This window comes from Hymenobacter sp. UYP22 (assembly GCF_040547285.1).
Lineage (GTDB): Bacteria > Bacteroidota > Bacteroidia > Cytophagales > Hymenobacteraceae > Hymenobacter.
The window spans coordinates 121,176-140,379 of sequence record NZ_JBEPPK010000006.1 but is presented as its reverse complement, the minus strand read 5'-3'; the positions used below and the strand labels follow the sequence as shown (position 1 = coordinate 140,379).

Annotated in this window: 19 protein-coding genes and 1 tRNA gene; 15 read left to right on the top strand and 5 right to left on the bottom strand. The window is 57.0% G+C overall.

Annotated features, from left to right (window positions below; translation table 11 throughout):
• Positions 1-228 precede the first annotated feature (228 nt).
• A complete protein-coding gene (aspA, locus tag ABIB60_RS12335) occupies positions 229-1,635 on the top strand; it encodes an aspartate ammonia-lyase (RefSeq protein WP_354580224.1) in 1,407 nt (468 codons plus the stop codon).
• Positions 1,636-1,691: 56 nt separating this feature from the next.
• Here aspA and ABIB60_RS12330 read toward each other — a convergent pair.
• The 4 genes from ABIB60_RS12330 to ABIB60_RS12315 all read right to left on the bottom strand — a co-directional run bounded on the left by ABIB60_RS12330 (position 1,692) and on the right by ABIB60_RS12315 (position 3,588).
• Positions 1,692-1,773: transfer RNA gene (locus tag ABIB60_RS12330), tRNA-Leu, on the bottom strand.
• Between the two features lie 24 nt (positions 1,774-1,797).
• Positions 1,798-2,337 (bottom strand): iron-sulfur cluster co-chaperone HscB C-terminal domain-containing protein, encoded by a 540-nt coding sequence (locus tag ABIB60_RS12325; RefSeq protein WP_354580223.1) that lies wholly within the window; start codon positions 2,335-2,337, stop codon positions 1,798-1,800.
• Positions 2,338-2,377: 40 nt separating this feature from the next.
• A complete protein-coding gene (locus ABIB60_RS12320; protein WP_354580222.1) occupies positions 2,378-2,692 on the bottom strand; it encodes a putative quinol monooxygenase in 315 nt (104 codons plus the stop codon).
• A gap of 125 nt (positions 2,693-2,817) precedes the next feature.
• Positions 2,818-3,588, bottom strand: coding sequence for an SAM hydrolase/SAM-dependent halogenase family protein (locus ABIB60_RS12315; protein WP_354580221.1), 771 nt, complete (start codon positions 3,586-3,588; stop codon positions 2,818-2,820).
• 183 nt (positions 3,589-3,771) lie between these two features.
• Here ABIB60_RS12315 and ABIB60_RS12310 point away from each other — a divergent pair, with 183 nt between their 5' ends.
• The 13 genes from ABIB60_RS12310 to ABIB60_RS12250 all read left to right on the top strand — a co-directional run bounded on the left by ABIB60_RS12310 (position 3,772) and on the right by ABIB60_RS12250 (position 17,566).
• Positions 3,772-4,878: a PhoH family protein gene (locus ABIB60_RS12310; RefSeq protein WP_354580219.1), complete on the top strand. Its 1,107-nt coding sequence runs from the start codon at positions 3,772-3,774 to the stop codon at positions 4,876-4,878.
• A 199-nt stretch (positions 4,879-5,077) separates the two neighbouring features.
• Positions 5,078-5,518 carry a GNAT family N-acetyltransferase gene (locus ABIB60_RS12305; RefSeq protein WP_354580218.1) on the top strand — a complete coding sequence of 147 codons (441 nt, stop codon included), beginning with the start codon at positions 5,078-5,080 and terminating at the stop codon, positions 5,516-5,518.
• A 159-nt stretch (positions 5,519-5,677) separates the two neighbouring features.
• A complete protein-coding gene (locus ABIB60_RS12300; RefSeq protein WP_354580216.1) occupies positions 5,678-7,915 on the top strand; it encodes a ComEC/Rec2 family competence protein in 2,238 nt (745 codons plus the stop codon).
• A gap of 201 nt (positions 7,916-8,116) precedes the next feature.
• The gene (locus ABIB60_RS12295) at positions 8,117-8,920 is read left to right on the top strand and encodes an enoyl-CoA hydratase/isomerase family protein (RefSeq protein ID WP_502915125.1); all 804 of its coding nucleotides are present in this window, start codon (positions 8,117-8,119) and stop codon (positions 8,918-8,920) included.
• 222 nt (positions 8,921-9,142) lie between these two features.
• Positions 9,143-9,664, top strand: coding sequence for a sterol desaturase family protein (locus ABIB60_RS12290; RefSeq protein WP_354580215.1), 522 nt, complete (start codon positions 9,143-9,145; stop codon positions 9,662-9,664).
• A gap of 4 nt (positions 9,665-9,668) precedes the next feature.
• Positions 9,669-10,598, top strand: a complete 930-nt coding sequence (locus tag ABIB60_RS12285; protein WP_354580214.1) for a MerR family transcriptional regulator — start codon at positions 9,669-9,671, stop codon at positions 10,596-10,598.
• Between the two features lie 234 nt (positions 10,599-10,832).
• Positions 10,833-11,348 (top strand): sigma-70 family RNA polymerase sigma factor, encoded by a 516-nt coding sequence (locus tag ABIB60_RS12280; protein WP_354580213.1) that lies wholly within the window; start codon positions 10,833-10,835, stop codon positions 11,346-11,348.
• Between the two features lie 190 nt (positions 11,349-11,538).
• Positions 11,539-13,020 carry a bifunctional phytoene desaturase/3,4-desaturase gene (gene crtID / locus ABIB60_RS12275; RefSeq protein ID WP_354580212.1) on the top strand — a complete coding sequence of 494 codons (1,482 nt, stop codon included), beginning with the start codon at positions 11,539-11,541 and terminating at the stop codon, positions 13,018-13,020.
• 12 nt (positions 13,021-13,032) lie between these two features.
• Positions 13,033-13,875, top strand: coding sequence for a phytoene/squalene synthase family protein (locus tag ABIB60_RS12270; protein WP_354580210.1), 843 nt, complete (start codon positions 13,033-13,035; stop codon positions 13,873-13,875).
• Between the two features lie 102 nt (positions 13,876-13,977).
• Positions 13,978-14,505 (top strand): hypothetical protein, encoded by a 528-nt coding sequence (locus ABIB60_RS12265; RefSeq protein ID WP_354580209.1) that lies wholly within the window; start codon positions 13,978-13,980, stop codon positions 14,503-14,505.
• 147 nt (positions 14,506-14,652) lie between these two features.
• Positions 14,653-15,849, top strand: coding sequence for a carboxypeptidase-like regulatory domain-containing protein (locus ABIB60_RS12260; protein ID WP_354580208.1), 1,197 nt, complete (start codon positions 14,653-14,655; stop codon positions 15,847-15,849).
• Positions 15,850-15,951: 102 nt separating this feature from the next.
• Entirely contained in the window at positions 15,952-16,800 is an 849-nt protein-coding gene (locus ABIB60_RS12255) for a 4-hydroxy-3-methylbut-2-enyl diphosphate reductase (RefSeq protein ID WP_354580206.1), read from the top strand.
• A 16-nt stretch (positions 16,801-16,816) separates the two neighbouring features.
• Complete coding sequence (locus ABIB60_RS12250) at positions 16,817-17,566, top strand: fatty acid desaturase (RefSeq protein WP_354580204.1); 750 nt, start codon at positions 16,817-16,819, stop codon at positions 17,564-17,566.
• A 47-nt stretch (positions 17,567-17,613) separates the two neighbouring features.
• Here ABIB60_RS12250 and ABIB60_RS12245 read toward each other — a convergent pair whose 3' ends face one another.
• The gene (locus tag ABIB60_RS12245; protein WP_354580203.1) at positions 17,614-18,351 is read right to left on the bottom strand and encodes a LytR/AlgR family response regulator transcription factor; all 738 of its coding nucleotides are present in this window, start codon (positions 18,349-18,351) and stop codon (positions 17,614-17,616) included.
• Positions 18,352-18,612: 261 nt separating this feature from the next.
• Between ABIB60_RS12245 and ABIB60_RS12240 the strand changes: the two genes are divergently transcribed.
• A complete protein-coding gene (locus tag ABIB60_RS12240) occupies positions 18,613-19,188 on the top strand; it encodes a hypothetical protein (protein WP_354580201.1) in 576 nt (191 codons plus the stop codon).
• The last annotated feature ends 16 nt before the right edge of the window (positions 19,189-19,204 follow it).

Sequence of the window (19,204 nt, the reverse complement as noted above, 5' to 3'; positions counted from 1 at the left end):
TGTAGAACAGCCTACCTTGCCAGGGTGTAACGGACCGCCGATACGGCTCTCGGCTAGCCTGAGTGCCAGCGCCCACGCAGGAAAATGCCATGTAGTAGGGGCACTGGTCAACCTCGACAGCCCTGCCACAGTACAACAGCGCATCTACTCCCACACGGCCACCTTTTCCAGGTGGAGCTTACCTTCGTGCCGCTTGTGCACACCACCCACCACCGAGTTTCCTTCCGTATGACTAACTCCCGACTTGAGCACGATTTCCTGGGCGAGCGTGAAATTCCCGCCGACGCATACTATGGTATCCAGACGCTGCGGGCCCTGGAAAATTTCACCATCACGGGTATTCCGCTGCGGGTTGAGCCGCTGTTTGTGCAGGCCCTGGCCTACGTAAAGAAAGCCGCGGCCCTGGCCAACCGTGACCTGGGCGTTCTGAAGCCGGAAATTGCCGATGCTATTGCCCAGGCCTGCGACCGGGTAGCAGCCGGCGAGTTCGATGGGCAATTCCTCACCGATATGATTCAGGGCGGGGCAGGCACTTCCGTGAACATGAATGCCAACGAGGTAATTGCCAATGTCGCCCTGGAAATAATGGGCCATCAGAAAGGCGAATATCAGTTCTGTCACCCCAATAACCACGTCAACTGTTCCCAAAGTACCAATGATGCCTATCCCACGGCATTCCGGATTGCCCTCAGCAATAAGCTGGTGGGCTACAGTGGCGTGCTGGGTGAGTTGGCTGATGCCTTTGCAGCTAAGGGCAACGAGTTCCGGAACGTGCTGAAAATGGGCCGTACGCAGCTCCAGGATGCCGTACCCATGAGCATGGGCGACGAATTTCGGGCCTTTGCTACCAACCTGCGCGAGGAACTGCTGCGGATTGAGGATAGCCGCCGCCTGATCAGTGAAATCAACATGGGGGCTACTGCCATTGGTACGGGGGTAAACGCCCCCCATGGCTACGCCGACCTAGTAACCCGCTACCTGCGCGACATCACCGGCCTGGACCTGAGTCTGGCCGGCGACCTGATTGAGGCCACCTACGATACCGGGGCCTACGTGCAGCTTTCCGGGGTGCTAAAGCGCACGGCCGTGAAGCTCAGCAAAATCTGCAATGATTTACGCCTGCTTTCGTCGGGGCCGCGCACGGGCTTGTTCGAGATTAACCTGCCGCCCCTGCAGCCCGGTTCCAGCATAATGCCCGGCAAGGTAAACCCGGTAGTGCCCGAAGTAGTCAATCAAACGGCTTTCTACGTTATTGGAGCCGACCTCACCGTGACCATGGCCGCCGAGGGTGGGCAGCTGCAGCTGAACGTGATGGAGCCGGTTATCAGCTTTGCCCTATTCACAAGCATTAGCTACATGACCAATGCCTGCCGGACCCTGCGCGAGAAGTGCGTGGTGGGCATCACCGCCAACAAGGAGCACGCGGAGAATATGGTGCGCAACAGCATTGGTATCGTCACCCAGCTCAACCCGGTGCTTGGTTACGAGTTATCCGCCGAAATTGCCAAGGAAGCCTTGAAAACGGGCAAATCCGTGTATGACATTGCCGTTTCTGAACGGCACCTCCTCACGCAAGCGAAGTGGGACGAAATTTTCACCTTCGAAAATCTGATCCGTCCGGACTTTATTCAGTAACGAACGGAGCTACAATAAAAAGGCTCCTACTCAGTTGAGTAGGAGCCTTTTTATTGTACCCAGAGCCGGGGTCGAACCGGCACATCTTTCGATATCGGTGTTTGAGACCGACGCGTCTACCGATTCCGCCATCTGGGCAAGTCAACCGTTTCTGTCGGTAGATCAGGAACGGGTGGCAAACTTAGCCAGAGATTCGCGAATGCGCAACAGGTAGCGCTTTTTTAGGTAATAAGTTCGCACTTGGGTTAGGGCCTGGGGGCGGGCTTCATGGGGTAACCCATCGTACCCGGCCAGTACGGGCTCAATGCCGGATTCGAGTGTGTTACTCAGTAGGTTAACCTCCTCGCTGAGGCGTTCAACTGCCGCAGCATCAGGCTCAAATTCCAGCTCCATAAGCTGCTCATTGAGCTCCATAACTTCCATTAAAAAATCTGGAGGCAATTCTTGTTTTCCCTCCTCTAGCAGGCCATGCTGGCCCAAAATATAAGCCATGCGCTGGTCGGCGTCAGACAAAACCCGGTAGGCATTGGTGTTGAGCGTGGCCAAATGAAGTATTTCCTGCTGCTTCTCTGGCGTGGCGGTAGCATGAAAATCGGGGTGGTACTCCCGGCTCATGGCGTAGTACTGGCGTTTCAGGGCCGCCACATCAGGGCGAAACGATTCTGGCAAACCGTAAAACTCGAAGTAATTAGAGGTAGGCATACAGGAGTGGTGAACAGAACCCAGCGCACCGCTTTGAACTCTAGAGTGCGGGGCCTGAGTGAGGTGGTAGAGTAGCGGGCTGTACGGAAAAAGCCAATGGGGGGCCAGCAAACAAGGCCTTTGTAGCGGGCCATACCTGCCCAAACAAGGCCGATTTTCGGTACGCATTCAGTTGATCTTCCGAGTCCCAATGGCTATGGGTGCAATACACAGTAGGCTCATGAATATCCTGCCAAAGCTCCAGGAACCGACAGCCCGGCATGTTACGAATCTGGTCTTCCGACTGCTGGAAAAGCGCCAGGAACTCAGGTACCCGTTCCGGGTGAAACGTCATGCGCACGATACGAATCAGCATAAAGAAGAACAAAAATCAGGACTGACAGAGTGACATCAATTAGTTAACATAATAAATATATAAACAAGCAATCTGCGTGTATACCATATTCAATGAGGTTTTGCCCTGTAGTTGTCGAGTTAATCTCAGCCCACGAATCGGATGTCAACCTGGGAGTCGAAGTGGAGGCCTAGGAGCTCGGAGGCATTGCCTTGGTTGATGCCGATGCAGAGCCGGTCTTGGCTGTTGAAAATGCACACGGCTTCCCCAGGCGCGGCCGCCTGAAAGTGCGGCACAATTTCGCGCACGGTTTCGCGGGCGAAGTGGATGGTGCAGGGCCGGTCACGGCCTACTACCTCCACGGCGGTGCGGCTAATATCGGTAATGAGGTTGCCGTAGTGGTCGACGTGCACCACGTGGCCGGTGATGCGGTTGTCTTGCAGACGCATCTGCCGGTTAAGCAGCTGATAGGTTTCAGTGGTAGCAGGGCCCAGGTCGGAGAGGGAGCCACCTTGGGCCAAGTGCACCGCGGCCGGGGCTAGTAAGTCGCGGGTAGGGGAGGCAGTAGCCGTTTGCCCCGAGCCCAGCACCACCAACTCGTCGGGCGTGCCGTCACAGAGCAGAGGCAGCAGGCCATTGTCGGCGGATACGAAGAAGTGCTCCTGGAAACGGGCCGCGTGCCAGGCTGCTTTCGGGGAGCCAAGGTCATTCACCCCAACTAAATGAACGGTGCCGGCCGGAAAATCCTGGTACACAGCTCCGAGTACGTGCACGGCGTGCGCAATATTGAAGGGCTCGATGCCGTGGGTGATATCCAGCACCGGCACGTGGGGGGCAAGCTGCAGAATCCGGGCCTTCACGGCTGCCACGTAATGGTCGCGGTAGCCAAAATCGGACAGAAACGTAATCAGGCCCATGACCGGAAATTGGGAGTTATTCGTACTATTGCTAAGCCCTCCTGGGGGCGGCAAAAGTAGACCTTTTGCCGCGAAACGGCAGCAGAAACGAACTGCTGATTTTTATTGTTACTGTTTTTATAGCGCCACGTCGGGTCTGGCCCGGGCGCTTGTACTTTCCTTCCGCACTTAAATTCCCTCAGTTTGGTCGAAAAAATCATCACTCTGGAAAACGTGTCCTTGGTTGAGTTTCTGGGACCCGATAACCAAAATATCCGGCAGCTGGCAGCTGCGTTTCCGGGTAGCAAAATTATTTCCCGCGGCAACGAAATCAAGATTCAGGGCCAAACGGCCGTCATTAGCCGCATCAACGATATCCTGTCGGCACTGCTGGAGCACTACCACCAGTACGGGCAGATTACCGACAAAACAGTGAGCCAGTTCCTGTCATCGGCCGACGAAGACCTAGATGAGGCCCGCATGGCGGCCTCGCCGGACGTAATTCTGTTCGGGGCCAAGGGCGGTGTTATCAAAGCCAAAACGGCTAATCAGCAGAGGCTGGTAGATACCGTGCTCAAGCACGACCTGGTATTCGCGCTGGGGCCGGCCGGTACGGGCAAAACCTACATTTCGGTGGCGCTAGCCGTGCGGGCTCTCAAGAATAAGGAGGTCAAGAAAATCATCATTTCGCGGCCCGTGGTGGAGGCGGGGGAAAGCCTCGGCTTTCTGCCCGGTGATATGAAGGAGAAAGTAGACCCCTACCTGCGCCCGATTTACGACGCGCTGGAGGACATGCTGCCGCCCGAAAAATTCAAGTTCTACCTCGAAAACAAGACCATTGAAATTGCGCCGCTGGCCTACATGCGGGGCCGTACGCTCAACAATGCCTTTGTGCTCCTGGATGAAGCCCAGAACACCACGCCTTCGCAGCTGAAGATGTTTCTGACCCGCATGGGCCCGAATGCCAAGGTGATGGTGAACGGGGACCGGAGCCAGATTGACCTTCCTACGAAGCAGAAGTCGGGGCTGATTCAGGCCTTGGATATTCTGCAGGGCGTAAGTGGTATTGGGTTCGTGGAAATGACGGCCGAGGATGTGGTGCGCCACCGCTTGGTGAAGCAGATTGTGCAGGCCTACGACAAGTTTGATGTGCAGCAGCAGAAGGACCAGGCCAACCGCCCCGTGCGCGAGTACCGCCCCAGCTACCAGCGTCGCCAGGATGAAATTGCCCACCACGACCCCGGTAAGCACCCCGATGCCCGCCGCGAGGATGATGGCACGCAGCAGCTGCCTGTGAACCAGGAGCAATAGACTAGCGAGGTAGCTAGAGCCGCGCCCATGACACACTGGCTCTGGTTGTATGTAGAAATTAAAAAAAACGGCTGCCGGTAGGCAGCCGTTTTTGCGTTGCAGGGTTGCTGCCGGTGTGGTATGTCTGCGCTGCTGTATTTTCGCCCTTGCCTTTTTTGCCGATTCAAGCATTGCCCCCACACGCCACTTACGCCCACCCATGACGACTGCGCACCGCATTACAACTGAACAGGACCTACTCGCGGCCTTGGCCATTCGCCGGACGGTGTTTGTGCTGGGGCAAAATGTGCCCGCTGAGCTGGAAAATGACCATCATGACCAAACTGACGCTACGCATTATCTGGCCGTAACTGGGGAGGGCATGCCCTGCGGGGCCGCCCGCTGGCGCACCACCGAAAACGGCGTGAAGCTGGAGCGCTTTGCCGTGTTGGCTGCCTACCGCAACCAGCAGGTGGGAGCCGCCTTGCTGACGGCTGTGCTGCGGGATGTGGAGGCGGCCCACTCCACAGCTGTGGTGTACCTCAATGCCCAGGTAGCCGCCGTGCGCTTTTATGAGCGCCACGGCTTTGTGAAAAGTGGAGAGGCATTCTGGGAAGCCGGCATTGAGCACTACAAGATGGTGTGGCAGCGGCCCAGCTAATCTGCCACACCACCCGGCTATAAATAAGGCCTGCGCCTGCTTCTGACCAGTAAGAAGCAGGCGCAGGCCTTTGTGATTCAGGACATTTTCTCCATTTTACCCGCCTGATTGCTGACGAGCTTATGGGTGTGCAACTATTAGGTATTTTGGACTAGGAGTATGGAGATAAAATGGGCTTCGGCGGCGGCTGTTCGGCTGGTGCTGCCACTGATGCTGGGTATTCTGCTCTACCTGTACGCCGGGGAAATGCTCCCCGATTTGCGTTGGTTGGTAGCGGGGCTGGCAGGTGTATTTCTGGTGATGCAGCTGTGGGCGGCTCGGCAGCTCACGCCGGGCGCTACCGATGCGGCGGGCCTGCTGGCTGTATTGACGCTGGGCGTAGCCGGCGCCGCACTCACCCAGCAGGCCACTGAGAGCCGCAATGCCCACCATTTGTACCGGTTTGGCAGCCGTGTGGAGTACTACCGCGCCGTGGTAGATGACTACACGGTGGTACGGCCGGCCACCTACGCTACCACCGTGCGCGTGTCGGCGGTGCGGGTGGCGGGGCGTTGGCGGCCGGCGCTGGGCGGTATCCGGGTGTCTGTTCCGCGCGAGGAAGGGCTGGCGGCCCCGCAGTACGGCGACGTATGGATAGTGCGGGGTGCTCCCGCTCCCAGCAAAGCGCCCCTGAACCCCGGCGAGTTTGACTACCGCCGCTACCTGCAGTATCATCAGGTCTATCATCAGCAGTTCATTCACCCCGACCAATTCCTGCGAGTAGCTACCAGTCCGCCGAGTTTGCTGCGGGCGGCGGCCATGCGGGCGGCGCGGGTGCTGGATGGTGTATTCCGGCAGTACGTGCACGCCAAGCGGGAATATGCCCTGGCCTCGGCGCTGGTGTTAGGCATCAAAGATGAAGTAGACCAGGAAACCAAGCAGGCCTACGCCAACACGGGTACCACGCACATCATGGCCGTATCGGGGTTGCAGGTGGGGCTGCTGTTTGGGGCCGTGACGTGGCTGCTGGGGCGGCTGCCCGGCCGGCGCGGGCCCTGGTTTCGGTTGGTAACGGCTTTGCTGGGCCTGGCCGTAATCTGGAGCTACGCCTTCCTGACGGGGCTGTCGGCTTCGGTGCTGCGGGCCGCTGTGATGTTCTCGTTCATTATTGTGGGGCGCGCTACCAGCCGGCAAACATCCATGTATAACCTGCTGGCAGTGGCCGCGTTCTGCCTGCTTTGCTACGACCCGTATCTGCTCTGCGACGTGGGTTTTCAGCTTTCCTTTTTAGCTGTCCTGAGCATTGTATACCTGCAGCCTCGCATCTTAAGCTGGCTAAACCCTACGGCATACTTTTTAAGTAAGCAGCGACCCTGGCAGCCCAAGGTCGTGCAGAAAAGCTGGGGGTGGCTGGGGCGCTTTCTGCATTACGTGTGGTCAGCCACGGCGCTTTCTTTGGCGGCTCAGGTAGCCACGTTTCCGCTGGGGCTGTACTATTTTCATCAGTTCCCGCTCAGTTTTCTGGCTTCCAACTTAATAGCCGTACCTATTTCCAGCATGGCCGTGTACGTGGGCCTGGGGCTGCTGACGCTGAAAGGCTTAGTAACGCTGGTAGGCCTGGCCCTGCCGGGCGTGGCGCGGGTGCTGGATTATGGCCCCCAGTGTGTGGCCTACGTGTTTGAATGGATGATTTGGTTGTTTAACCAGTACATCTTCTGGGTTGGCCGCGTAATGCCGGGGGCACTGATTTCCGGCATTCACGTTACCACGCTGCAGGTCTGGCTGATTGGAGCTGTACTGCTGCTGTTGCTGGTGTTCTTCGCCCGCAAGCGGCTAACCTGGCTGGCGTTAGCTTGCACGCTGGTGGGGGTATTTGCCGGGAGCCGGGTGTGGGCAGCCTACCAACTGGCTCCAACCAGGGAGCTAGTCATCTATAGTATTCCGCGCCGCTCGGTAGTGGGTTTCTGGCAGGGTGCAGCTGCCGAAATTGTAACGGTAGACTCTTTGCCGCTCACCGAAACCGAGCGAACCTACCGCATTGTGCCCGGCAGCATCCGGCGGGACGCGCGGCGGGTAAGCTACCGGCCCGGCTGGCAAGCCTGCCCGGTGCCAGCCGTGGTGGCCGAACCCGGCCTGACGCTGGCCGCTTGGCAGAACCGGAAGCTGGCTTTTGTGAGTGGGCCGCTGAGCGGAGCCACTGCACCGGTACCAGGCCTTACGGCAGTAGTGCTGCGCCGCAACGCCCGCGTACAGCCCCGGCAACTGGCTGCCGTGTTTGGTACCGCTGCGCCCGTAGTCTTCGATTCTTCCTGCAAAAGCTGGTACGTACTGCGCCAGGATTCTTTGTTGCGCTCCGCCGGCTTCCGAACCCACGATGTGACGTTGCAAGGGGCATTCGTTGTGTCCTGGGGGCGGTAGGGAAGGCCGTTCCCGGAATTAGCCGAAACCGAAGCCCCCCTTTCACTAGTATATCCTACAACTAGCAGCGTAGCATCAATTTTGCTACGTTTGGCTTTCGCGCGTTCTATCTGTATCAGCACACATCCATGCTTCGGTGATAAGCGCCGGGTGTCCGCTGGTTTTCATCCACCGTACTGCAACTCCCTGATTATGGAAGACATGCCCACTCAGGAACTGGAAGACCTGCGTTTCATTCGTTATGAAGCCCAGGACTCTATCGGCTATATCACCCTCAACCGTCCCGATAAGCGTAATGCCCTGAGCGCTGAAATGGTCACGGAATTAAAGCAGGCTTTTGAATTCGCCGAAGACGACGAAGCCTGCAAAGTAATTGTGCTGCGGGCCGAGGGCGCGGTGTTTTGCGCCGGAGCCGACCTCGGCTATATTCAGGAGCTGCAAAGTTTTGGCTACACCGATAACTTAGCTGACTCCACCCATCTCATGCAGCTCTTTCACCAGATTTATACCCTGAAAAAGGTAGTAATCGGGGAGGTGCAGGGCCACGCCCTGGCCGGAGGCTGCGGCTTGGCTACCATCTGCGACTTTGCTTTTGCGGTGCCCGAAGCGAAATTCGGCTATACTGAGGTGAAAATCGGGTTTCTGCCGGCTATTGTGAGCGTATTTTTGCTGCGTAAAATAGGAGAGGCCCGCACCAAACAGCTGCTGCTCACCGGCGACGCCATTTCGGCCCAGGCCGCCCTGGATTTTGGCTTGGTGAATTTCCTGGTGCCCCGCTCGGAGTTGGCCGCCAACGTGTACGCCTTTGCCCGCCGCCTGTGCGTCGAGAATTCGGGGCAAAGCATGGAAACTACCAAGGAAATGCTGGCCCGCATTCCGGAAATGCCTCTGGAGGACAGTCTGCGCTATGCCGCCCGCATGAATGCCGAGGCCAGGGGCTCTGATGACTGCCGCCGCGGTATCACGGCCTTTCTTAACAAGGAAAAGATAACCTGGGAAAATTAACGTTGCGGCAGTAGCGCGGCGCTTGCGGCTGCTACTCGCGGCAGGGCGGAGAGTTCAGGGGCTAGCAATACTGCTCCCGAATTCCACGCTCTGCCGCGAGTAGCAGCCGTTTTGCTGTTCACCTTTCCACGGGAGCGAGTTGCAGGCATGGAGTGAATTATCGTACCTTTCTCCCTTACGCACGTTTTTTAAACTTCTCACTTTCGCGCTGGTTTGCCTCTTATGACGACACTGGCAGCCGTAGCCGTAACCACGGCTACTTTTCTGGGAATGGAGTTTGTAGCCTGGTTCATGCACCGGTTTGTGCTGCATGGGCCCCTGTGGTTTCTGCACCGCTCCCACCACGTGCGTCACCCGCACGCGTTTGAGCGCAACGACTTCTTTTTCCTGTTTTACGGGTCTCTGTCTATGCTGCTGATCATGTACGGCTCGGCGGCAAAGGACTTCCGGTTTTGGATGGGAGTGGGCATTGCCAGTTACGGTACCCTGTACTTTTTTGTGCACGATGTGCTGATTCATGGCCGGCTGCGGTTCTGGCGCAAGTCGCGCAATGCGTATTTGCGGGCCCTGAACATGGCCCACAAAATTCATCACAAAACCACTGGCCGCGACGGCAGCGAGGAGTTTGGCTTGCTGTGGGTGTCGCCGAAGTATTACCAACTGGCGCTGCGGCGGCCGGCTCCTACGCGGGTACTGCGAGGCAAGAGCACGCAGCTAGATTATCAGCAGGATAAGCAGGGTTAGCATTGTGGGACACTTTTCTATCAGCGACCTAGAGCAGCTTTCGGGCATCAAGGCGCATACTATTCGGGTATGGGAGCAGCGCTACGGTATTCTGCGGCCCGTGCGCACGGCTACCAACATCCGTACCTACTGCGACGACGACCTGCGCCGCCTGCTGAACGTGGCCACGTTGTGCGGGCGGGGCTACCGCATTTCGCAGGTAGCTAAGCTTTCGGAGCAGGAGCTGTGCAGCGCCGTTATATCCTGCGACGATGCGGCCCACGCCGACCGTTACTGCCACCAGGTAAATGGCTTGCTGGCGGCCATGCTGGAAATGAACGAGTGCCACCTCACTGCCATCATGAACCAAGTGGTAGAGCACTATGGCTTCGAGCAGGCCGTGTTGCGCGTGGTGTATCCATTTCTGCAGCGCATAGGAGTGATGTGGCAGGCTGGCACCGTGAATCCGGCCCAGGAGCACTTGGTAACGCACCTGATCCGGCAGAAACTCATGGCCGCCACCGATGCGCTGCCGCCCGTGCAGCCCGCCACTGCCCGCCGCTGGGTACTGTTCCTGCCGGAGCGTGAGATGCACGAGCTGGCCCTATTGTTCATGAACTACGTGCTCCGCAGCCGGGGCCACCACGTCCTGTACCTGGGCCAAAACCTGCCAATAGCAGAAATAGAAAAGGTGTGTAGTGCGTATCAACCATATGCAGCAGTAACTGTACTGACGGCCGTACCGGAGCGCCACGAGGTGCCGGCGTACGTGCAACAGGTCAGTCAGTTATGTCCTGATGTCCGGTTGTTTTTGTATGGCCCGCTGGCCCAGTTAGAGTTTGAGCTGCCGCCCAATACCTCCCGGCTGGCGCTCATCACCGACTTTATCCAGCTGGCCACTAGTCTGCCAACTGCGGAGGCCTGCGTGGCTCAACCCCAGTTAACAATAGCATAACCCGCTGGCACTCAACTTCGCGCAGCCCCGGCCGTACTACCAGCAGGTAGGCGGCCGGGGCTGTGTGCGTATGGTGGCTTTGCTAACGGGCTTGATATCAATTAGCTACAGGGTCGCTCGGGCTGGCCACGTGCGAAATACGGGCATTAAAGAAAATAAATGTGTGTAGGTACGTACAACTCTAAAATACCCAAGTATATTTGTTTAACTTTTTGCCATGAAAAGCTAAACAGCATGACCTCTCTGGAATTCACCGACCAAGTACAGAAGATTTCTTACTCCCTGAAGCCCGTGGCAATGAACCTGACGCGCGACGCAGACGATGCCAAGGACCTGGTACAGGAAACCTTGCTCAAAGCCATGCTGAACAAAGACAAGTTCAAGGCGGGCACCAATTTGAAGGCGTGGTTGTACACCATCATGCGCAACACCTTCATCAACAATTACAACAAAATCACCAAGCGCAATAGCAATATTGACAGCACGGAGTACTTCCAGTACTTCAATACCAACGAAAACTACATTACGCACAACGGAGCTACCTCTGATTTCGTAGTAACAGATATCAACGAAGCCATTGCCGGTCTGTCGGCCGATTACCGGACTCCGTTTATGATGTACTACATCGGGTACAAGTACCTGGAAATTGCTGAGAAGCTGCAAATTCCGATTGGAACCGTGAAGAACCGTATTCATATCGCCCGCAAAGAGCTCAAGCTGGCGCTGAAGACATACGCCCCCGGCGTGTAGGGAATAGGGAGAGAGTACAGACCCGCCCCGGGCGTATCGCGGGCCGCAGACGATGTTCACCATCCCAGGTGACGTGGTTTGCGGCCCGTCTGTTTGTGCTGCCGGCAAGGCTGGGCCGCTCAGGAAGCTAAACAATTGGATGTGCCTGCCGGATTGTAGCTTGCACCCCACCTCATTTGACCTTTACCACTTGGCTGCTGCTTCCTCTAAACACGTTTTGGTTATTGGGTCCGGTTTTGCCGGCCTGTCGGCCGCTACCTCCTTGGCCCAGAAAGGCTACCGAGTTACCATTCTGGAGAAAAATGAAGGCCCCGGCGGCCGGGCCCGCGTGTTCCGGGAGCAGGGCTTCACCTTTGATATGGGCCCCAGCTGGTACTGGATGCCCGATATTTTTGAGCAGTATTTCGCCCGCTTCGGTAAAAAAGTATCGGACTACTACGAATTGGTGCGGCTGGATCCTTCCTACCAGGTAATTTTCAAAGGCCCGGAGGCGGTAGATATTCCGGCGGCCATGAGCGAGTTGCGCCAGCTGTTTGAGCGGTACGAGCCCGGCAGCGGGGCCCGGCTGGATGAGTTTCTGCGGCAGGCGGCCTACAAATACGAGGTAGGCATTGGCAAATTTGTGCACATGCCCGGCCGCTCTCTGCTGGAGTTTATGGACCCGCGCCTGGCCCTGGACGCCGTGCGCCTGGATCTATTGCAGAGCATGCACAAGCACGTGCGCAAGTTTTTCAGGGACCCGCGCCTGCTGGAGCTGGTGGAGTTTCCGATTTTGTTCCTCGGAGCTACCTCCGAAAATACCCCGGCCCTGTATTCCCTCATGAACTACGCCGACCTGGCGCTGGGCACCTGGTACCCCCTGGGCGGTATGCACAAGATTGTGGAAGGCATGGTGCGCCTGGCCGAGGAGCGGGGCGTGACGCTGGAATACAACCAGGAGGTGCGGCAGATTGTGGTGGAAAACGGCCGCGCCACCGGCGTGCAAACTGCCCAGGGCTTCCGCGCCGCCGATGTGGTAGTAGCCGGCGCCGACTATCACCACGCCGAGCAGCACCTGCTGGCCCCCGAGTGGCGTACCTATGACGAGAAGTACTGGGATTCGCGCACCATGGCGCCATCGTCGTTGCTGTTTTACTTGGGCGTGAACAAGCGACTGCCCAACTTGCGCCACCATAACCTGTTCTTCGACGAGGATTTCAGCCTGCACGCCCAGGAAATCTACGAGAACCCCAAGTGGCCCAGCCGCCCGCTGTTCTACGTTTCGGCCCCTAGCCAAACTGACCCCAGCGTAGCTCCGGAAGGCTGCGAGAACATCTTTCTGCTTATTCCGGTGGCCCCCAACCTGCCCGACCCCGAGGCCACCCGGGAGCATTACTACAACCTGCTGATGGACCGGCTGGAAAAGCACTGCGGCACCAGCATCCGCGAGGCGGTGGTGTACAAGCGTAGCTACGCCCACCAGGATTTTATGCAGGACTACCACAGCTACAAAGGCAATGCCTACGGGCTGGCCAACACCCTGCGCCAAACCGCCATCCTGAAACCATCACTCAAAAGTAAAAAGGTGCGGAATCTGTACTTTACGGGTCAGCTTACCGTGCCGGGGCCCGGCGTACCCCCCTCGCTTATTTCGGGCCAGGTAGTTGCGGCCGAAGTAGAGAAGGAGAATTAGTAACTCAGCATAATGGACCACGTTGCCCTATTTACCGATACCAGCCGGGCCTGTGCCAAGCTGATAACCAAGCGCTACAGTACGTCTTTCACGCTGGGCATCCGTACGCTGGATCAGCGTTTTCACTTGCCGGTGTATTCCGTGTATGGGTTTGTGCGCTGGGCCGACGAAATTGTGGATACCTTTCACGACCATGACAAAGCAGCCTTGTTTGCTGATTTCAAACGCCAGACCCACGAGGCCCTAGAAATAGGCCTGAGCCTGAACCCCGTGCTGCACGCGTTCCAAGACGTGGTGCGCCGCTACGGCATCGACCGGGAATTTATTGACGCTTTCCTGTTCAGCATGGAAATGGACCTGGATGACCGGAGTTACAACCAGTCGTTGTACGAGCAGTATATCTACGGCTCGGCTGAGGTGGTGGGGCTGATGTGCCTGCGTATTTTCTGTGAGGGCGACACGGCCTTGTTCGACCATCTGCGGGAACCAGCCCGGCGGCTGGGCTCGGCCTTTCAGAAGGTGAACTTCCTGCGCGACGTGCGCTCCGATTTCGAGGAGCGGGGCCGGGTATATTTTCCGGGTGTGCAGTACGAGCGGTTTACCGACGAGGTGAAGCGCAGCATTGAGGCCGATATCCGGGCTGATTTTGAGGCGGGCTACGCCGGTATTGTGCAGCTACCTAAGGCGGCCCGGTTGGGAGTATACCTTGCCTACGTGTACTACCTCAAGCTTTTTCATAAAATCCGGCAGCTGCCGGCAGCTACCATTTTGGGGGAGCGGGTGCGAGTACCCAACAACACCAAGCTGCTGCTGCTGCTGGGGTCTTACTTCCGCTACCGGCTGGCGCGGGTGTAGCTGGTATCAGCCACTGGCAAGTAAATTGCCGTAGGGGGAAGAAATCAGGCGTGCTAGCAAATAGCCACGTTACTTTGTGCTCTTCTACCAACCCCGTTGCGCGTGAAGCTGACCCAATTCCTATTTCTTTTTCTGTTCCTGACGTTTACCACCCTCGTGTCAACCGAAGCTAATCCCTACGCCGTGCACCAGTTGCGCCGCCACTACCAGCAGGCCGCCGCTAGTAAAGAGGCCGGCGAGAAATTTCATAAGCTCATGGCTTCCTACGATAAGCAGGACGCCGTGGTACTGGCCTACAAAGCCGCTGCCGAGGCCATTCGGGCCCGTGATGCTTCTATGTTCAACAAGCTCACTTACGTGCAGCAAGCTGGCAAGCTGTTCGACCAGGCCATGAAACTGGACGGCAATAACGCGGAAATCCGGTTTTTGCGGCTGAGCGTAGAAAGCAACCTGCCGTCCTTTTTAGGGATGAGCCCGCACGTGGAGGAAGACCGGCAGTTCTTGGTGAGCACCTTGCTGCGGCACCCCAAATCCGGCCTCGACGCGGAATCCTTCGGGTTAGTGCGCAATTTCATGGTAGAACGAGGCCATGTATCGGAGGAAGAGGCACAAAAGCTGGCTGCCCTCTGATTTTTACCAACTCTACGCGTAATAGGCCCCGTTTTCCAGCTGGAAAAGCGGGGCCTTGGTATATCCTGGCCGGGTAGTTGTTCGTTGTAGGGCCGGGCCATTTGTGTGCTGATTGGTAGTTTGGCCCGCTGTCATACTTGTTGTTCTATGAAGAAAATACTGCTCCTGACCGCCGCCCTTGTCAGCTCACTTGCCGCCGCCGCGCAACAAACGCAGTTGAAAGGCAAAGTGCTGGATGAGCAAGGGCAGCCCGTACCCTACGCCAACGTGGGCGTACCGGGCGCCGAGCCTGGCACTGCTACCAACGAGGCCGGGGAGTTCAGCCTGCGCGTAACCAAATTGCCGCAAAGGCTGGCAGTGGTAAGCCTAGGCTATGCCCCTACAGTGCTAAGCGTGACTTCCGGGGCACCAGTTACGGTTACGCTTAAAGCTAGCACCGTGGCCCTGCCCGAGGTGAAAGTGCGCAACCCTGACCAACTGGCTGCTGAACTAGTCAAGAGAGCTTACGCCAAACTGGCCCGGCATCAGCGCGAGGAAGAGTTTGGGCAGGCCTTCTACCGCCAGAAGCAGCGCCACAATGGCCGCTACACCGAGTTTCTGGATGCTTTCTACGATGTTCGGTTTGATGGGCAGGGCATTAATGGCTGGCAGCTGCAGCAGGCCCGCTACGGTTCCGCCGCTGAAGACACGGGCGTGGACATGAGCAATTTTTCTGCCGCTCTACGGCTGATTCCCGTGTTCGACCCCAAGCCCAACCGGCGTACCGTGTCGGTGCCGTTGAGCCCGGGTAGCACCGAGTTTTTTACGTTTCAGCTGCGGGAGGTGCTGGAAAACAAAGGCCAGGAAACCGCCGTTATTGAGTTCAGCAAACGTCCCGGTGTAGACCGGTTTGTGCCGGAAGGAACCTTGTACATTGATTTCCACACCGCGGCGTTGCGCCGCGTGGATGCCCAAATTCCCATCGAAAACCTGATGGCCATGCAGCTGCGGCAAGGCACTACGCTGGATGGGCAAACCATGCAGCTAACCGTTGATTTCGCTCCGCACCGTGATTCTCTGAGCCGTTTGCAGTCCATCAGGGCCGAGCAGCAAGTAGTGTTGCGCTACCGGGGGAAGACTGATACTACGACCATCAATGGTAACCTGTTTTTCTACCGCTACACTGCCCAACCAGCCGGGAAAGGATACAAAACCACCGGAGTTGGGTACAACGACCTAAAACAGGCCAGCAAAAAGCCCTATGATCCAGCTTTTTGGCGGAAGCAGGAAGTGCTGCGGGCATCTCCTGCGGAGGAGCGGGTTATCCGGGATTTGGAACAGCGGAAGGCATTCGGCGCGTTCTAGAAGAGGTGGGAATCAAACTACGGTTGGGTTTTGCGGTTTGTGTTCTATCTTCCACCCAATGAGCGCAACATTATGCGGTCCTCCGCTGTTAGCCCGTTAGCTATGCCGCACCACCTGAGCGTCCGTATCGACCCTAATTCCGGCTTTTGCTTCGGCGTTATCTATGCCATTCAAATGGCCGAAGACCTGCTGGATGAGCAGGGGTATTTGTATTGCCTCGGCGACATTGTGCATAATGACGAGGAGGTAGAGCGCCTGCAGCGGCGAGGACTGCGCATCATTGATTATGACCAGTTGGCCAAGCTACGGGAAGAGGCCGTCCTGATTCGGGCGCACGGGGAGCCACCCAGCACCTACCAGATGGCGCTGGAAAACAACCTCACCCTGATAGATGCCTCGTGCCCGGTGGTGTTGAAACTGCAGAACCGGATTAAGAGCAGCTTCGACCGGAGCGAGAAAATATTCATCTACGGCAAACACGGGCACGCTGAAGTGCGCGGGTTGCTGGGCCAGACCAGCGGGCAGGCCGTGGTGTTCGAGAACCTGGAAGAGCTGCTACAACACGAGCTACCCCAAAACATCACCCTCTACAGCCAAACGACCAAAAGCACCGATTCCTTTTACCGGGTAAAGGAAAACCTGGAGGAGCGGGGTTACCAGGTAAATGCTAACGACACCATCTGCCGGCAGGTAAGTAACCGTGACAAGGACCTGCGGCGTTTCGCGGCGCAGTTTGATCAGGTCGTATTCGTGTCGGGCACGAAAAGCTCCAACGGCAAGGTACTGTACCAGGTTTGCCGGGATACAAACCCCGCCACGCACTTCATTTCCAAAGCCGAAGAGTTGTGTCCGTCGTGGTTTCAGCCGGGGCAGTCGGTAGGTATTTGCGGGGCCACTAGCACGCCCATGTGGCAAATGGAGCAAGTGCGTGACATGCTGCTTGCCTTTTAGCCCAATTTCGAGTCATATGTCAGTTGCTGTTCCTGCCACTGCTACTGCTAGCCAGCCCACTCGGGTGCAGCCCAGGCCGCTGGGGTGGCGCGGGGTGGTAGCCGCTGGCCTTATTATAGCTACTTGGGCCGGACTGTTGATATTTCTGCTGGCATATTATCAGCCCAACTGGCGGAGTCCCTGGCCGTATTTGCTGGCCTTGGTGCAGACTCATTTATACACAGGTCTGTTCATCACCGCCCACGATGCCATGCACGGGGTGGTGAGCTCCCACAAGCGCCTTAATAATCTCATCGGTACGCTTACGGCCGGGTTGTTTGCGTTCAATTGGTTTCCCCGGATGCTACCCAAACACCACGCGCACCACCGCCACGTGGCCACCGAAGACGACCCCGACTTTCATGATGGTCAGCACGCTGACTTTTTATTCTGGTTTGCGCGCTTCGCCTGGAACTACGTAACCGTTGTGCAGGTAATGCTAATGGCTTTGACCTACAACGTGCTCAAGTACTTCTTTCCGGCGGCCAATGTCATTGCATTCTGGATGGTGCCGGCCGTGCTGGCTACTCTGCAGCTGTTCTATTTCGGTACCTACCTGCCGCACCGGGGTGAGCACGCCCCCGAGAACCCGCACAAGTCGCGGAGCCAGTTGCGCCACCACATTTGGGCATTCATTAGCTGCTACTTTTTTGGGTACCACTACGAGCACCACGACCAGCCCTACCTGCCGTGGTGGCGGCTGTGGCGGGCCAAGGAAGCTGCCTGAGCAAGAAAAAATCGGAGCCTAGGTTTTGGGCCCTAACGGCCGCCAATCTAGTGCTGGCGCCGAATAAGGGAACGGTTCACAATGCGCTCCGTTACCCGTTCCCGGTACGTTTGGCCCAGGGGCAGGGCATGGCCGCTCACTTTCACTTCCAGGTTGCTTACTGAATCGATGCGGGCCGCATTGACCAGATAGGAGCGGTGGGTGCGCACAAACATACCGGACGGCAGCTGCTCCTCCAGGTTTTTCAGATTCACCAGCGTAAGGTGGGTGCGGCCGTCGGAGGTATTGATTTTGGTGAAGTCCTTCAGCGCCTCAATGTAGAGCACCTCCCGGTAGTGCAGGCGCACAAACTGCGCGTCAGTCCTGATAAAAAAGGAGCCCCAACCCGTGAGCGTATCATTCTGAGCATCGGTGGCGGAAGTACTCACCCGCAAAATACCGGCTACTTTATTTACGGCCTTCAGGAAGCGGTCCAGGGAAATGGGCTTTAGCAGGAAGTCGATAACATCCAGGTTAAACCCTTCCATAGCGTACTGCGGATAGGCCGTCATCAGGATTACCAGCGGAGGCTGGTGTAAAGACCGAACCAAGTCAATGCCGCTCAGATGGGGCATGGTAACATCCGAAAAAAGCACTTGTACCGGGTTTTCCAGTAAGTAGCGGTGCGCACTAAGCGGATCAGTAAAAGCGGCCTTAACATCCAGAATGTCCGTCATGGCCACATACGCCTGCAGCAGGTCCAACACGAGCGGATCATCATCGAGAAGCAGGCACGAAATCTTCATGTAGAAGCACTAATTGGGTAGGTGTGTGGTGAATATAGGTATATAAAATTGAATCGTCTTATTTATTATTGAAAGAAAACAATTTTTGACGGGTCAGAATAGGACTCTGGTCTACTTTTGAGCTTACTTGCTATACTTTACTGCTGATAATCAAAGCGTTCATGGTAGCTTCTGCCGTAGATACCCTGTCTGTGCTTGCGGCAGTTTCTTGTTGTGGGCTACTGTTCCGATGTCTGCTCAACCTTACGCACCTATTTATTTATGACACCTGCTGCCCCTACCATCAGTGCCCCTCCGGGCGCTACCCCTGTCATTCTGGGCGTTTCGCTTACCATTTCCACGCATGAAGGCCTTCGGCGCTCCTTGCGTTCCGCGTTCGGGCTAAGCACCCGGGCCATCAACCTGCGCATAGACCCCGGAATGGACTTGATTTTTCTCTGCGAAACAACGTTGCCAAGCTCGTTGCCCTGCCTGGCCTCGCTCACGCATCCGGGCGTAACGGCCGTTACGCTACGGGCCGCTACCCTGGACTGGACCCCTGATCCGGAGCACGGTATCGGGCGGGGCACGCCCACGCTGGGGGCACTGGAAAGTGGCAGCTGCTTTTTAACAGCCAATAGCCGCAAAATCCCCATAGCTACATTTTGTCAACGCAACATTCAGCCAACCCACATTGAGATGGAGTTACTGGGCCAGCCTAACCTACTGGAGTTTCTACGCTCTGAATGGTTTACGCTGGAAATATCGGGCACCAACCGCCGCCGCCTAAATCGTCCGCTGGCTTTTGCGGCCAACCTGCAATTTGAGGTGCGGATGCTGGGTAGTATGGCTGCTTAATTCAATTCCTAACAAA

Excerpts from the sequence above, each read along its gene's own strand:
- aspA (WP_354580224.1), top strand. The coding sequence starts at position 229 with ATGACTAACTCCCGACTTGAGCACGATTTCCTGGGCGAGCGTGAAATT.
- ABIB60_RS12325 (WP_354580223.1), bottom strand. The coding sequence starts at position 2,337 with ATGCCTACCTCTAATTACTTCGAGTTTTACGGTTTGCCAGAATCGTTT.
- ABIB60_RS12320 (WP_354580222.1), bottom strand. The coding sequence starts at position 2,692 with ATGCTGATTCGTATCGTGCGCATGACGTTTCACCCGGAACGGGTACCT.
- ABIB60_RS12315 (WP_354580221.1), bottom strand. The coding sequence starts at position 3,588 with ATGGGCCTGATTACGTTTCTGTCCGATTTTGGCTACCGCGACCATTAC.
- ABIB60_RS12305 (WP_354580218.1), top strand. The coding sequence starts at position 5,078 with ATGACGACTGCGCACCGCATTACAACTGAACAGGACCTACTCGCGGCC.
- ABIB60_RS12300 (WP_354580216.1), top strand. The coding sequence starts at position 5,678 with ATGGAGATAAAATGGGCTTCGGCGGCGGCTGTTCGGCTGGTGCTGCCA.
- ABIB60_RS12295 (WP_502915125.1), top strand. The coding sequence starts at position 8,117 with ATGCCCACTCAGGAACTGGAAGACCTGCGTTTCATTCGTTATGAAGCC.
- ABIB60_RS12290 (WP_354580215.1), top strand. The coding sequence starts at position 9,143 with ATGACGACACTGGCAGCCGTAGCCGTAACCACGGCTACTTTTCTGGGA.
- ABIB60_RS12280 (WP_354580213.1), top strand. The coding sequence starts at position 10,833 with ATGACCTCTCTGGAATTCACCGACCAAGTACAGAAGATTTCTTACTCC.
- ABIB60_RS12270 (WP_354580210.1), top strand. The coding sequence starts at position 13,033 with ATGGACCACGTTGCCCTATTTACCGATACCAGCCGGGCCTGTGCCAAG.
- ABIB60_RS12260 (WP_354580208.1), top strand. The coding sequence starts at position 14,653 with ATGAAGAAAATACTGCTCCTGACCGCCGCCCTTGTCAGCTCACTTGCC.
- ABIB60_RS12255 (WP_354580206.1), top strand. The coding sequence starts at position 15,952 with ATGCCGCACCACCTGAGCGTCCGTATCGACCCTAATTCCGGCTTTTGC.
- ABIB60_RS12250 (WP_354580204.1), top strand. The coding sequence starts at position 16,817 with ATGTCAGTTGCTGTTCCTGCCACTGCTACTGCTAGCCAGCCCACTCGG.
- ABIB60_RS12245 (WP_354580203.1), bottom strand. The coding sequence starts at position 18,351 with ATGAAGATTTCGTGCCTGCTTCTCGATGATGATCCGCTCGTGTTGGAC.
- ABIB60_RS12240 (WP_354580201.1), top strand. The coding sequence starts at position 18,613 with ATGACACCTGCTGCCCCTACCATCAGTGCCCCTCCGGGCGCTACCCCT.